This is a genomic window from Pseudomonas sp. DL (assembly GCF_047199225.1).
Classification (GTDB): Bacteria; Pseudomonadota; Gammaproteobacteria; order Pseudomonadales; family Pseudomonadaceae; genus Pseudomonas; species Pseudomonas aeruginosa.
Window position 1 is genome coordinate 5,755,198 of sequence record NZ_CP178323.1, and the last position, 13,177, is coordinate 5,768,374.

Consider the following 13,177-nt stretch of genomic DNA (forward strand, 5'->3'; position numbering starts at 1 on the left):
CCGCTCTACCGACCTGGTTCGTGGCTGCCGGGCCGGCAAGAGACGCCCGCCGGCCTCAGGCTCGTCCTTCGCGGTCGCGGTAGCCGAGCAGGTAGAGGATGCCGTCCAGGCCCAGGGTCGAGATCGCCTGCTTGGCCGACTGCTTGACCAGCGGCTTGGCGCGGAACGCCACGCCCAGGCCGGCCAGGCCGAGCATCGGCAGGTCGTTGGCGCCGTCGCCGACGGCGATGGTCTGCTCCAGGCTCAGGCCTTCCTTCGCCGCCAGTTCGCGCAGCAGGTCGGCCTTGCGCTGGGCATCGACGATCGGCTCGACCGCCACCCCGGTGACCTTGCCGTCGACGATCTGCAACTCGTTGGCGAACACGTAGTCGATCCCCAGCTTCGCCTGCAATTGACGGGCGAAATAGGTGAAGCCGCCGGACAGGATGGCGGTCTTGTAACCCAGGCGCTTGAGTTCGGCGAACAGGGTTTCCGCACCCTCGGTCAGACGCAGCGAGGCGCCGATCTCCTCCAGCACGTCTTCCGACAGCCCCTGCAGCAGCGCCAGGCGCTCCTTGAAGCTGGCGCGGAAGTCCAGTTCACCGCGCATCGCCCGCTCGGTGATCGCGGCGACCTTCTCGCCGACGCCGGCGGCCTTGGCCAGTTCGTCGATGACTTCCGCCTCGATCAGCGTCGAATCCATGTCGAACACCGCCAGCCGGCGATTGCGGCGGAACACGCTGTCCTGCTGGAAAGCGATGTCGACGTTCAATTCCTGGGCGACGCTGAGGAATTCCGCACGCAGCGCCGCCGGATCGGCCGGTTCGCCGCGTACCGAGAACTCGATGCAGCCCTTGCCCTGGTCGGCGGGCATGTCCAGCGGCATGCGCCCGGAGAGACGGTCGATGTGGTCGATGTTCAGCGCGTACTTGGCGGTGATCGAGCTGACCCTCTGCAGTTGCTCGGCAGTCACCCGGCGGGTGAGCAGGGTCACGATGTGCCGCGCCTTGCCCTGGCCGTCGACCCATTGCCGGTAGTCCTCTTCCGAGACCGGGGTGAAGCGCACCTGCTGGTCCAGCTTGTAGGCGGTGAACAGCACGTCCTTGAGGACCGAGGAACCGGCCTCGGTATCCGGGATTTCCACCAGGATGCCGAACGACAGGGTGTCGTGGATCACCGCCTGGCCGATGTCGAGGATGTTCACCCCGCCCTGGGCCAGTACGCCGGTGATGGCCGCGGTGAGACCGGGGCGGTCTTCCCCGGTGATGTTGATCAGGACAATTTCGCGCAAGGCGTAAGCTCCGCCAGGTAAAAGACGCCATTCTACCCGCTTTCCCGCACACCCGAGAGACGCAGAGCCGGGCATTTGCCATCACCACCGGTCGGAACCGACCGGGAAAACCCGCGAAACCGCCGCGCGGCGGCCTGGAAAGCGCGTCAACGGCCCTTTGCCCCTCGGGGGGCGCTGGTTATACTGCGCGATACCTCTATTTCAGAAGACCGAGCCCCCTGTGACCCGGCCCACGTCCGTCAAGCCCGACAATTTCTTCCTCCTGCTGTTTCGTGCCTTGCGCCAGCGCCGCGTCCCGATCGCCCTGCGGCTCGCCAGCCATAGCCTGATCCTGGTGGCCCTGGCCCTGCTGATCTACGCCTGGGTCATGGGCATGCAGTTTCGCCAGGCCATGCAACAGCAGGCCGATGCCCTGGGCCAGAGCCTGATCACCCAGACCGCCGCGTCCGCCACCGAGCTGCTGGTGTCCAACGACATCCTCAGCCTCAACGTGCTGCTGAACAACCTGGTGAAGAACCCGCTGGTGGCCCATGCGGCGATCTACAGCGTCGACCAGCGCATCCTCGCCGAGGCCGGCAGCCGTCCGAAGCAGAGCCTGCTCGGCGCCACCGAAGGCCTGTACTCGACGCCGATCACCTTCCAGGAAGTGATCGCCGGGCACCTGCGCATCAGCCTGGACATGCAGCAGTTCCAGCAGCCGATGATGATCAGCCTGCAGAGCATGGGCCTGATCAGCCTGATCCTGCTGATCCTCGCCCTGTATTTCAGCCTGCGCCTGGGGCGGCAGATTTCCACACCCTTGTTGCAATTGCGTGTCTGGTTGCGCGATCCGGACAATCCGGCCCCCGGCGCCGAACTGCAGAACGAGCTGGGCGACCTGGCGCGCGACCTGGAAGAGCGCCTGGTGCCGGAGAAGCCGCCGGCGCCGGAGCCGGAAGAAGCACCGCTGCCGCAGAACTTCGACGACATCCTGCTGGAAGACGACGAAGCCGACCTGCGCAGCCGCAAGGTCGAGGCCTCGGCCTTCGAGGAAGACGACATTCCGCTGGGCGACGCCCTGCTGGACGAGACCAAGCCGGTGGAATTCACCTCCATCGACGAAGACCCGCTGGACCAGGACGCCTTCGACGAGAACGGAGCCGAAGCCGGGGAACAGCCCGCAGCGCCCGCCGCTGCGCGCGAACCGCAACACAGTGCGGTGCTGGCGATCCAGCTCGGCGCCCAGGAACAGTTGCGCCGGTTGCCGCGCAGCCGCCTGGTGGATCTCCTGCAACGCTATCGCGACTGCCTGGAACAGGCCGCCCGCCAGTACAAGGGCAGCCTGCACACGCTCAGCGACGGCGGCAGCCTGATTCTCTTCCACAGCCGCGACAACCGCGCCGACTACCTGACCAACGCGCTCTGCTGCGGTGAACTGATGCGTGCGCTCGGCCATGCCCTGCAGATCGAGGTCGCCGACAGCGGCATCACCTTGCAACTGCAACTGGGCCTGAGCCTCGGCGAAGACCTCAGCGAACAGACCCAGGCCGACCTGCTGCTCAACGAAACCGTGCAGAACGCCCTCGCCCTCAACCAGCACAGCCGCAACCTGCTGCTGGTCGAACGCAGCATCGCCGACGACGCGGTGGTCCGCGAGCGCGCCCGTATCCGCGCCATCGCCAGTCCGGAAGGAGCCTGCTGCGTCGAGCGTCTGCTGGAGCCGTATCCGTCGATGCTCGAGCGCCAACTGGCGCGCATGCACGACCGCGCCCGCCCGTGACCACCCTGATCACCCACCCGCTGCCGGTCCTGGCGGTGGGACTGGCCCTTGGCAGCCGGGTGATCCCGCCACACCTGCTGCTGGCAGGCATGCTCGCCGCCTGCCTGCCGGACTTCGACGTAGTCGCCTTCAAGCTCGGCATCGCCTATCACGATGCCTTCGGCCATCGCGGCTTCAGCCATTCGCTATTGTTCGCCGCGATCCTCGGCGCGCTCGCCGCCCTCGCCTGCCGGCCGCTGCATAGCGGACCGCTGAAAGCCGGGCTGTGGGTAGCGCTGGCCACCGCCTCGCACAGCCTGCTGGACGCGATGACCAATGGCGGGCTGGGCGTCGCCTGGTTCTGGCCCTGGAGCGACGCCCGCTACTTCATGCCGTTCCATCCGATCGCCGTGTCGCCGATCGGTCTGTCGCGCTTCCTCAGCGAACGCGGATTGCTGGTGCTGCAATCGGAGGCGCGCTGGGTCTGGCTGCCCTGCCTGCTGCTGGCGCTCGCCGGCATGGCCCTGCGCTTCCTGTTGCGCCGCTCACGCTGACGCCGAAACGAAAAAGCCCCGCTTCGGCGGGGCTTTCTCCTAGTCGGCTATCGACAATCAGAACCGATAGACCTCGGCGTCGGTGCGAATCGGCACCACCAGTGGCATTTTCGGACCTTCCTCTTCCTTGACCTTCGGCTTGGCCACCGGCTTGCGCGCGGTCGCCGGCGGCGGCGCCTCGGCCGCCACGGCGATCGGCTTGACGTCCTTGGCCAACTGCGCCGCCAGGCGCTTGAGCAGGTCGCTCTGGGCACGGATCTGGTCGCCGATGCTGCCCTGATGCTGTTCTTCCTCGTGGAACACCCGGCTGTCCTTCAGGTCGCCCTTCTGGTCCAACAGGCGCCAGCGCGCCTCGATCACTGCCGGCTGCTTGGGGCCGGAGTCGAGGCGACTGATGGTCAGCATCACCTGGACCTGGGGGGTGAAACCGGGTTTTTCCGGGAACAGCGCCAGGCGGCTGCTGCCCAGCTCGCTGGACATCTGCCGCAGCAGTTGCTGGCTGACATTGGTCTCCAGGTTGCCGGCCCAGCGCGCTTCGGTGGACAGACTGAGAATACCATCGGCCTGCCGCTGCACCATCACATCGCGCTTGAGATAGTCGGCCAGTTGTACCGGCCCGAGCAGGACGGCCGCACCGCCGTCCTTTTTCGGTACCGCAGCGGCACCGACGTCCAACTGGTAGAGCTGGGCCGGCGGATGGACCGCACAACCCGTCAGCCCGAGCAGGCTGACGAGGGAAAGACATGCGAAGACGCGCCACGCGCTCATCGAGAACCACCGTATTTCGCCGAAGATCGGCACTACTGATGCAAGACTTGAATTCTACTGGCCACCCGCCATCGGAAACGGCGGCCGAAGGGGCGTATCATCCCCTAACCAGCGCCATAGCTCCAGAGGCAGAGCGTATTCCGAAACCGGTTTCGGACCACCTGCGTCAGGGGAAAACCCGGCGGAACCCGCCAGGGAGACGACATTCCCCCGGAAAGCCGGCCTCGGAAGAGGCCGCTTTCGCCATTCCCTTGCGGATATGCGAGAGATCGGAGACCGGTAACGGCTCATTTCAATCCTGTGGCGGAATATCCACCAGCAGGCTGTCGACGCGCTGGAAACCGCGCGGCAGCTTGTTGCCTCGCCGGCCTCGCTCCCCCTTGTAGTGTTCCAGGTCGTCGCCCTTGAGCGACAGGGTACGCTTTCCGGCCTGCAGGACCAACGTCGCCCCGGCTGGCAGAACAGCCAGGTCGGTGAGGTATTCCTCGCGGCTGGCCACGCGTTCGCCGGGGATGCCGATGATCTTGTTGCCCTTGCCCTTGCCGAGCTGCGGCAGGTCGGAGACCTTGAACAATAGCAGACGGCCCTCGGTCGTCACGGCCGCCAGCCAATCCTGCTCCACATCGCGCACCGGGCGCGGCGCCACCACGGCGGAGCCGTTGGGCAGGCTGAGCAGGGCCTTGCCGGCCTTGTTCTTGGCCTGCAGGTCCTCGCCCTTGACCACGAAACCATAGCCGGCGTCGGAAGCGATCACGAACAGCGCATCGTCGTCCGGCAGCAGCACGCATTCGAAGCTGGCCCCCGGCGGCGGCGTCAGCCGGCCGCTGAGTGGCTCGCCCTGGCCTCGCGCGGACGGCAGGCTGTGGGCCGGCAGCGAGTAGCTGCGCCCGGTGGAGTCGATGAACACCGCATACTGGTTCGAGCGTCCCGGCGCGGCGGCCTTGAAGCCGTCGCCGGCCTTGTAGGAGAGGCCGGCGGCGTCGATGTCGTGGCCCTTGGCGCAACGCACCCAGCCTTTTTCCGAGAGCACCACGGTCACCGGTTCGGTGGGCATCAGCTCGGTTTCCGACAGCGCGCGGGCCTCGGCGCGGGCGACGATCGGCGAACGGCGGTCGTCGCCGTAGGTCTCGGCGTCCTTGATCAGCTCCTCGCGCACCAGCTTCTTCAGCTTGGCCTCGCTGCCGAGCAGGGTCTGCAGGCGCTTCTGCTCCTTCAGCAACTCTTCCTGCTCGCCGCGGATCTTCATCTCTTCCAGGCGTGCCAACTGGCGCAGGCGGGTGTCGAGGATGTAGTCGGCCTGCACCTCGCTGAGTTCGAAGCGCTCCATCAGCACCGCCTTGGGCTGATCCTCGGTGCGGATGATGTGGATCACCTCGTCGAGGTTGAGGAAGGCGATCAGCAAGCCATCCAGCAGATGCAGGCGGCGCTCGACCTTGTCCAGGCGGAACTGCAGGCGTCGACGCACGGTGCCGATGCGGAACTGCAGCCACTCCGAGAGCAACTGGCGCAGGTCCTTGACCTGCGGCTTTCCGTCGAGGCCGATGATGTTCAGGTTGACCCGGTAGCTGGTTTCCAGGTCGGTGGTGGCGAACAGATGGGTCATCAGCTCTTCGACATCGACCCGGTTCGAACGCGGGATGATGACGATGCGGGTCGGGTTCTCGTGGTCCGACTCGTCGCGCAGGTCGGCCACCATCGGCAGCTTCTTGGCCTGCATCTGCCCGGCGATCTGTTCCAGCACCTTGGAACCGGACACCTGGTGCGGCAGGGCGTGGATGACGATGTCGCCGTCCTCGACGCGGTACACCGCGCGCATGCGCACCGAACCGCGGCCGGTCTCGTAGACCTTCTGCAGGTCGGCGCGCGGGGTGATGATCTCGGCTTCGGTGGGGAAGTCCGGGCCCGGCACGTGTTCGCACAATTCGGCGACCGTCGCGCCCGGCTGGTCGAGCAGGCGCACGCAGGCCGACGCGACTTCCCGCAGGTTGTGCGGCGGCACGTCGGTGGCCATGCCCACCGCGATGCCGGTGGTGCCGTTGAGCAGCAGGTTGGGCAGGCGGGCCGGCAGCACGGCCGGCTCGTCGAGGGTGCCGTCGAAGTTCGGTACCCAGTCCACGGTACCCTGGCCCAGTTCGCTGAGCAGCACCTCGGAATAGCGCGACAGGCGCGCCTCGGTATAACGCATGGCGGCGAAGGACTTGGGATCGTCCGGCGCCCCCCAGTTGCCCTGGCCGTCCACCAGCGGATAGCGATAGGAGAACGGCTGCGCCATCAGCACCATGGCCTCGTAGCAGGCCGAGTCGCCGTGCGGGTGGAACTTGCCGAGCACGTCGCCGACGGTGCGCGCCGACTTCTTGTGCTTGGAATCGGCATCCAGCCCCAGTTCGCTCATGGCGTAGACGATGCGTCGCTGCACCGGCTTCAGGCCGTCGCCGATATGCGGCAGGGCGCGGTCCATGATCACGTACATGGAATAATTCAGATAGGCCTGCTCGGTGAACTCGGCCAACGACCGGCGTTCGACCCCTTCCAGGCTCAGATCGAGGGATTCGCTCATGCGTACCTCACGGAGAAGTGTTTTGGCGCAGCACCAGGGTGCCGTCGCGCTGGGTGAATTCGAGTTGTTTCAGGGCGCTCATGCCGAGTAGCACCTCATCGCCGTCCATGCCCGGCGCAATCAGCGCCGCGACCCCGGACAGGCGGATATCGCCGAGTTGCAGCTGGTCCAGCCGCGTGCGCCAGCCCGTGGCGCGGCCGTTGGCCGTGCTCAGGGTGATCGGCGCGCCGCGCTCCAGCGCGAGTCTTGCCGCCAGGGCTTCCGGCACCGCCACCTGGGTCGCCCCGGTATCGAGCAGGAAGGTCACGCCCTGGCCGTTGATCTGCCCGTTCAGCAGGTAATGGCCCTGCCGGCTGCTGGCCAGGCGCAACTCGACGTAGCCGTCGCCATGGATCGATTGCGGCGCCTGGTTCGGGTTGCGCTGTCGATCTTCCCAGACGCCGAAATAGCGCGTCGCCAGCGCCAGCCCGGCGATCCAGGCCAGCACCAGCATGATCCGTCCCAGCCGCTGACCGGGCGCCCGTTGCGTCACTTGTCCCCCAACCAGCCGCCGGCGGGCGCGGCGAAGCGCAGGACGAAGGGCCGCACGTCGCCATCGGCGCGCGCATGGTCGCCATTGTCGATGCCCAGCCAGGCGCCCTTGTCGTCCAGCGACAGGGCTTCCGCGACGCCATAAGGCAGCTCGTAGCGACGCTCCGGCGCCAGGACCGCCGAGGCGAACGACCAGCAGCGCTCGACCTTGGCCTGGGCCAGGTCGCGGCGACAGATCTGATGCGCCAGGCGCTCCAGGGTGAACAGCTTGCCGCGGTAGAAGGCGAGGTCGGAGAAATCCTTCGGCAGCTTGCGCGCGCTGCCCAGTTCCGGCGGCGGCTCGATCTTGCCGCCCTCGGCGAGCAGTACGCAGCTGCCCTCGCAGCGCCAGGCACTGTTGTCGCGGTGGGCCACCAGCAGGCCGCGGCGCTCGCGCTCGGCAGCCAGCCAGAGGCGCTTGCCCTCGGGGTCGACGGCGATCCCTTCGAACAGCGCGTTGAAATTCATCAGCATGCCGCTGGCCCGCGCTTGCGACAGCAGGCCGGGCGGCAGGCGCAGCCAGTTCGGCGCGCCGCTCACCGGCAGTTGCAGGACCGCCGCGTGCGCCTCGCTGACCAGGTAGCGATTGCCGGCGGCATCGCAGGCGATGCCTTCGAAGTCGAGGTTGCCGCCGCGCACCAGGCCACTGAGCCAGACCCGCGTGCTCATGCCCCAGGGCAACCCGCTGTCCGGCGGGGTCGGAGCGATGAAACTCTCGGCCTCGGCCTGCCAGGGCTGGTCGGAGCCTTCGGCCGAGGGTTGCAGGCGATACAGGCGGTCATCGTCGCGGTCGGAAACCGTCCACAGCGCGCCGCCACACCAGGCCAGCCCGGAGAGGTTGCCGCCGCGCATGCCCTCCACCGCATGTTCGGAGATGAAGCTCAAGGCTGCCGGAACCGGTGGCTCTGGCGGCGCCTCGGCCGCCTGGACCAGGCCCCCGAACAGGCCGAGGATGGCCAGCAGGCGGCGCATCAGACCAGCACCTCGGCCAGGTTGCCCTTGCTTTCCAGCCAGGACTTGCGGTCACCGGCGCGCTTCTTGGCCAGCAGCATGTCCATGATCTCCAGGGTACCGGTGGCGTCCTCCAGGGTGAGCTGGACCAGCCGCCGGGTATTCGGATCCATGGTGGTCTCGCGCAGTTGCAACGGATTCATTTCGCCAAGGCCCTTGAAGCGGGTGACCTGCGGCTTGCCGCGCTTCTTCTCTGCGGCCAGGCGCTCGAGGATGCCGTCGCGCTCGGCTTCGTCGAGGGCGTAGTAGATGTCCTTGCCGAGGTCGATGCGGTACAGCGGCGGCATCGCCACGTAGACGTGGCCGGCTTCCACCAGCGGGCGGAAATGGCGGACGAACAGCGCGCAGAGCAGCGTGGCGATGTGCAGGCCGTCGGAGTCGGCATCCGCGAGGATACAGATCTTGCCGTAGCGCAGCTGAGCCAGGTCGCTGGCGCCCGGATCGACGCCGATGGCTACCGCGATGTCGTGGACCTCCTGGCTGGCGAGCACCTCGCCGCCGTCCACTTCCCAGGTGTTCAGGATCTTTCCGCGCAGCGGCATGATCGCCTGGAATTCCTTGTCCCGCGCCTGCTTCGCCGAGCCGCCGGCGGAGTCGCCCTCGACCAGGAACAGTTCCGCGCGCATCGGTTCCTGTCCGGCGCAGTCGGCCAGTTTGCCGGGCAGCGCCGGCCCCTGGGTGATCTTCTTGCGCTCGACCTTCTTGCCCGCCTTGAGGCGACGCCCGGCATTGCTGATCGCCAGTTCCGCCAACTGCAGGCCGATCTCGGCGTGCTCGTTGAGCCACAGGCTGAAGGCGTCCTTCACCACGCCCGAGACGAACGCCGCCGCCTCGCGGGACGACAGGCGCTCCTTGGTCTGCCCGGAGAACTGCGGCTCCTGCATCTTCATCGAGAGGACGAAGGCGATCCGCTCCCAGACGTCCTCGGGCGCCAGCTTGACGCCGCGCGGCAACAGGTTGCGGAACTCGCAGAACTCGCGCATGGCGTCGAGCAGGCCCTGGCGCAGGCCGTTCACATGGGTGCCGCCCTGGGCCGTGGGAATCAGGTTGACGTAGCTTTCCTGCACCGACTCACCGCCCTCGGGCAGCCACAGCAGGGCCCAGCTCACCGCTTCCTTGGAACCTTCGAGGTTGCCGCAGAAGGGTTCATCGGGCAGGCGCGGCAGCTCGGCGACCGCGTCGGTCAGGTAGGAGCGCAGGCCGTCCTCGAAGTGCCACTCGACGCGCTCGCCGGTGTTCTTGTCCTCGAACACCACGCTCAGCCCCGGGCACAGCACCGCCTTGGCCTTGAGCACATGCTTGAGGCGGCTGACCGAGAACTTCGCCGAATCGAAATACTTCGGATCCGGCCAGAAATGCACGCTGGTACCGGTATTGCGCTTGCCGACCGTGCCGATGACTTCCAGATCGCTGTCCTTGAAGCCGTCGGCGAAGGTCATCCGGTACTCGTTGGCGTCGCGCTTGACGCGTACCTCGACCCGGGTCGAGAGCGCGTTCACCACCGAGATGCCGACCCCGTGCAAGCCGCCGGAGAACTGGTAGTTCTTGTTCGAGAACTTGCCGCCGGCATGCAGCTTGGTAAGGATCAGCTCGACGCCCGGCACGCCCTCTTCCGGGTGGATGTCCACCGGCATGCCGCGGCCATCGTCGATGACTTCCAGCGAGTTGTCCTGGTGCAGGATCACCTGCACGCTCTTCGCGTGGCCGGCCAGGGCTTCGTCGACGCTGTTGTCGATGACTTCCTGGGCCAGGTGGTTGGGGCGGGTGGTGTCGGTGTACATCCCCGGGCGCTTGCGCACCGGGTCGAGGCCGGAAAGGACTTCGATGGCGTCTGCGTTGTAAGTAGCCATGGGGTCTCTATTCAGTCAAAAGTCGAAAAGTCGGTGTCGCGCCACAGCGCCGACGGGTAGCCGGCGAACGCCAGCAGCGCCGGCAGGTGCCGGGCGAAGCCCTGGAAACCGTGGTCGCCGCCGGCCTGGATACGTAGCGCGCAGGCTCGGTAGAAGGCCTGCGCGACGCGATAATCGAGGGTTTCGTCGGCGGTCTGCAGCCATACCTGGTAGCGTTCGGGACGTTGCAGGTGCGTGACTTCCAGTTCGGCCAACGCCGCCACGTGGTCCTCGGTGAGTTCCCAGGTCTCGCCGCTGTAGTGGTTGGTCTGCGCGCCCAGGTAGCCGTCGAAGGAGCGATGCGGGGCGACCGCCGGATTGACCAGGATCGCCGCCAGGCCATGGCGCTCCGCCAAATGGGTCGCATAGTAGCCACCCAGGGAGCTGCCGACCAGCACCGGTCGCCCGAGCTCGGCAATGGCCCGCTCCAACTGGGCGATAGCCTGCCGTGGGTGATGGTGCAGGGCCGGGACGCGCAGGCCTTCGGCCAGGCCCAAGTGGCCGAAGGCCGCCTGCAGCTGACGCGCCTTGTGCGATTCGGGCGAACTGTTGAAGCCGTGGATATACAGCAGGGATGGGCTGGTCGCGGTCATCGGGAACGGGCTAATGGGCTTCAACTCGGTAGGGAAAGCCGAACGGTAACAGCTTCCAGGCTTCATCTTCCAGCCTGCGCGCCGATCGGCAACGACGCACGTGGCCGCGGTATCCCGCGACCGGGGGCATGTCAGTATCCGGCGGTGTCGTAGTCCACTTCGAAGACGACGTCGTCGACCCGCGAGATCCCCGTTTCCAGGCGCCCGTCGTCGTGCAGGCGCAACCAGCGGTAGCCCGGCGCCAGGCGGTCGAGGGTGAAGTCGCTGCTACCGGGGGCGAACTGTACGCAGGTGGACGGCGAAGCCAGCAGGCGCAGCGGGCCGCGCTGGCGGTCGAACTCCTGGTGAATGTGCCCCCACAGCAGGCAGCGTACCTGCGGATAGGGCGCCAGCAGGTCGAACAGCGCCTGCGGGTTGCGCAGGCCGATGGGATCCATCCAGTCGCTGCCGATCGGCACCGGGTGGTGATGGAAGGAAACCAGCAGGAAGCGTTCGCCGGCGCTGTCGATGGCGCGCCGCAGCAGCTCCAGCTGATCCTCCTCGAGATAGCCCGGCACCGCGCCGGGAATGCTCGAGTCGAGCAACACCACGCGCCAGTTGCCGACGTCGACGACCTGCTCCAGCAGGTCGCTGCCCTCGGTCGCCCTTTGCATCGGCTCGCGTTCGTCGTGGTTACCGGCGAACCAGCGCAACGGCGCGTCCAGGGGGGCGCTCAACCTGCGGAAGCGTGTGTAGGAATCGAGGCTGCCGTCCTGGGAGACGTCGCCGGTGGCGAGAATCAGGTCGATCCGCGGCTGCTCCCGGGCGACCCGCTCGACCACCTTCTCCAGGCTATGGGCGGTATCCATGCCAAGCAGGCGCGCGCCATCCTCGGCGAACAGGTGGCTGTCCGAGAGCTGCACCAGCAGTACGGAGGCGTCGGTGGCGGGAGTGTTCGAATGGCGTGACAAGGGGCCGTCTCCTGAAGGCGAGGCGTCCGCGGTGAAAGGGATGATTATGGTGACCGACGAAAGTGGCGGCAAACCCGGAAAGCGGAACAGATCACAGTTGCGAGGACTACTTTTGGCTTGATGTCATTCAACTGGCCTTTTGCCTGCAACCGCTCAGCGCTGGGCCACCGGCTCCATTTCGTGGCCGCAGGCCAGGCAATGGGCGAGCCACTCGCCGAGGAACAGGTTGAGCTGGTTCTTCTCGTCGGGCTGGTGCATCGCCTGGTTCGGGTAGGGATAGATCGCCATCAGCCGCCGCGCCTGTTCGGCGCCGATCACCTCGGCCATCCGCGCATCGTGGTAGACCCGCACTTCCAGCCGCGGCGCCGGCAACCAGGGCAGGCCCAGTTCCTGGCGCACCTGAAGGGTGGTGGTGTAGGGGCAGGCCTCGGTCACTTCCAGCGCAAGTACGCCGAGCAGCCGCTCCCCTTCGCTCAGCGCGACCCGGCGCGAGGCCTGCGCCTCGCGCATGTCCGGGAGCAGGCGCATGAGCCGCGCGTAGTTCGCTTCGCAGGTCGCCTGCAGGCTGGCCAGGTCGACCCGGTAGCGCTCGCGCAGCAGGTTCAGGCCCATAGCCCACGCACCTCGGCCCGGTTCAGGGCCAGCCACTGCAGGGCGATGATGCTCGCCGCGTTGTTGATCCGCCCGTCGCGCACGGCCTGCAGCGCATCTTCCAACGGCCAGACGTGGACGCGGATGTCCTCGCCCTCCTCCGGCAAGCCATGCACGCCGCCGACGCCTTCGCTGTCGCAACGGCCGACGAACAGGTGCACCACTTCGTCGGTGCCGCCCGGCGACGGCAGGTACTGGGTTATCGGCCAGAGCGCACCGAGAGTCAGCCCGGCCTCCTCCATCGCCTCGCGATGGGCCACTTCCTCCGGTTGCTCGTCCTTGTCGATCAGGCCGGCGACCAGCTCCAGCAGCCAGGGGTTGGCGAGCTTCTGCATCGCCCCGACGCGGAATTGCTCGATGAGCACCACGCAATCGCGCTGCGGGTCGTAGGGCAGCACGCAGACCGCGTCATGGCGGACGAACAGTTCCCGACTGATTTCCCGGCCCATGCTGCCGTCGAACTGGCGATGCCGCAGGCGCAGGCGATCGAGACGATAGAAGCCGCGGAAGCATTCCTCGCGCTGCACGAGCTCGACGTCACCGGGGGCGGGTTTGAAGGTTTCGGACATCCTCGACTCACTTCACTCGGGTATGTGGGTTTCGCGCCATCCTATCGCGGCCCGGCG

Annotated in this window: 12 protein-coding genes; 2 read left to right on the plus strand and 10 right to left on the minus strand. The window is 67.1% G+C overall.

Translation table 11 applies throughout. From position 1 onward, the window contains the following. Positions 1-55: 55 nt before the first annotated feature. On the minus strand, positions 56-1,270 hold the full coding sequence (gene serB / locus ACI766_RS26925; RefSeq protein WP_003095681.1) for a phosphoserine phosphatase SerB: 1,215 nt from the start codon (positions 1,268-1,270) through the stop codon (positions 56-58). A 220-nt stretch (positions 1,271-1,490) separates the two neighbouring features. Between serB and ACI766_RS26930 the strand changes: the two genes are divergently transcribed. Together ACI766_RS26930 and ACI766_RS26935 are read left to right on the plus strand one after the other, a co-directional pair. Further along, complete coding sequence (locus ACI766_RS26930; RefSeq protein ID WP_003102052.1) at positions 1,491-3,029, plus strand: AhpA/YtjB family protein; 1,539 nt, start codon at positions 1,491-1,493, stop codon at positions 3,027-3,029. Next, positions 3,026-3,562 carry a metal-dependent hydrolase gene (locus tag ACI766_RS26935; protein WP_003161586.1) on the plus strand — a complete coding sequence of 179 codons (537 nt, stop codon included), beginning with the start codon at positions 3,026-3,028 and terminating at the stop codon, positions 3,560-3,562. The genes ACI766_RS26930 and ACI766_RS26935 overlap by 4 nt, the downstream gene beginning before the upstream one ends. 57 nt (positions 3,563-3,619) lie before the next feature. Here the strand turns inward: ACI766_RS26935 and ACI766_RS26940 are convergent, their stop codons facing one another. From ACI766_RS26940 to ACI766_RS26980, 9 genes are all read right to left on the minus strand, one after another. After that, positions 3,620-4,330: a membrane integrity-associated transporter subunit PqiC gene (locus tag ACI766_RS26940; protein ID WP_003102054.1), complete on the minus strand. Its 711-nt coding sequence runs from the start codon at positions 4,328-4,330 to the stop codon at positions 3,620-3,622. A gap of 292 nt (positions 4,331-4,622) precedes the next feature. Further along, positions 4,623-6,887, minus strand: coding sequence for a DNA topoisomerase IV subunit A (gene parC / locus ACI766_RS26945; RefSeq protein ID WP_003095687.1), 2,265 nt, complete (start codon positions 6,885-6,887; stop codon positions 4,623-4,625). A 7-nt stretch (positions 6,888-6,894) separates the two neighbouring features. Further along, a complete protein-coding gene (locus tag ACI766_RS26950) occupies positions 6,895-7,419 on the minus strand; it encodes a TIGR02281 family clan AA aspartic protease (protein WP_003113919.1) in 525 nt (174 codons plus the stop codon). After that, positions 7,416-8,429 carry an esterase-like activity of phytase family protein gene (locus ACI766_RS26955; protein ID WP_003121164.1) on the minus strand — a complete coding sequence of 338 codons (1,014 nt, stop codon included), beginning with the start codon at positions 8,427-8,429 and terminating at the stop codon, positions 7,416-7,418. Before ACI766_RS26955 ends, ACI766_RS26950 begins: the two co-directional genes overlap by 4 nt. Further along, the gene (gene parE, locus ACI766_RS26960) at positions 8,429-10,318 is read right to left on the minus strand and encodes a DNA topoisomerase IV subunit B (RefSeq protein ID WP_003102062.1); all 1,890 of its coding nucleotides are present in this window, start codon (positions 10,316-10,318) and stop codon (positions 8,429-8,431) included. The genes ACI766_RS26955 and parE overlap by 1 nt, the downstream gene beginning before the upstream one ends. Before the next feature lie 11 nt (positions 10,319-10,329). After that, a complete protein-coding gene (locus ACI766_RS26965; RefSeq protein ID WP_003102064.1) occupies positions 10,330-10,950 on the minus strand; it encodes a YqiA/YcfP family alpha/beta fold hydrolase in 621 nt (206 codons plus the stop codon). A 131-nt stretch (positions 10,951-11,081) separates the two neighbouring features. Then, positions 11,082-11,900: a 3',5'-cyclic-AMP phosphodiesterase gene (cpdA, locus tag ACI766_RS26970; RefSeq protein ID WP_003102066.1), complete on the minus strand. Its 819-nt coding sequence runs from the start codon at positions 11,898-11,900 to the stop codon at positions 11,082-11,084. Positions 11,901-12,053: 153 nt separating this feature from the next. Next, positions 12,054-12,512, minus strand: coding sequence for a DUF1249 domain-containing protein (locus ACI766_RS26975; protein ID WP_003102067.1), 459 nt, complete (start codon positions 12,510-12,512; stop codon positions 12,054-12,056). Then, on the minus strand, positions 12,503-13,120 hold the full coding sequence (locus ACI766_RS26980; RefSeq protein WP_003095694.1) for an NUDIX domain-containing protein: 618 nt from the start codon (positions 13,118-13,120) through the stop codon (positions 12,503-12,505). The genes ACI766_RS26975 and ACI766_RS26980 overlap by 10 nt, the downstream gene beginning before the upstream one ends. Positions 13,121-13,177: the final 57 nt, after the last annotated feature.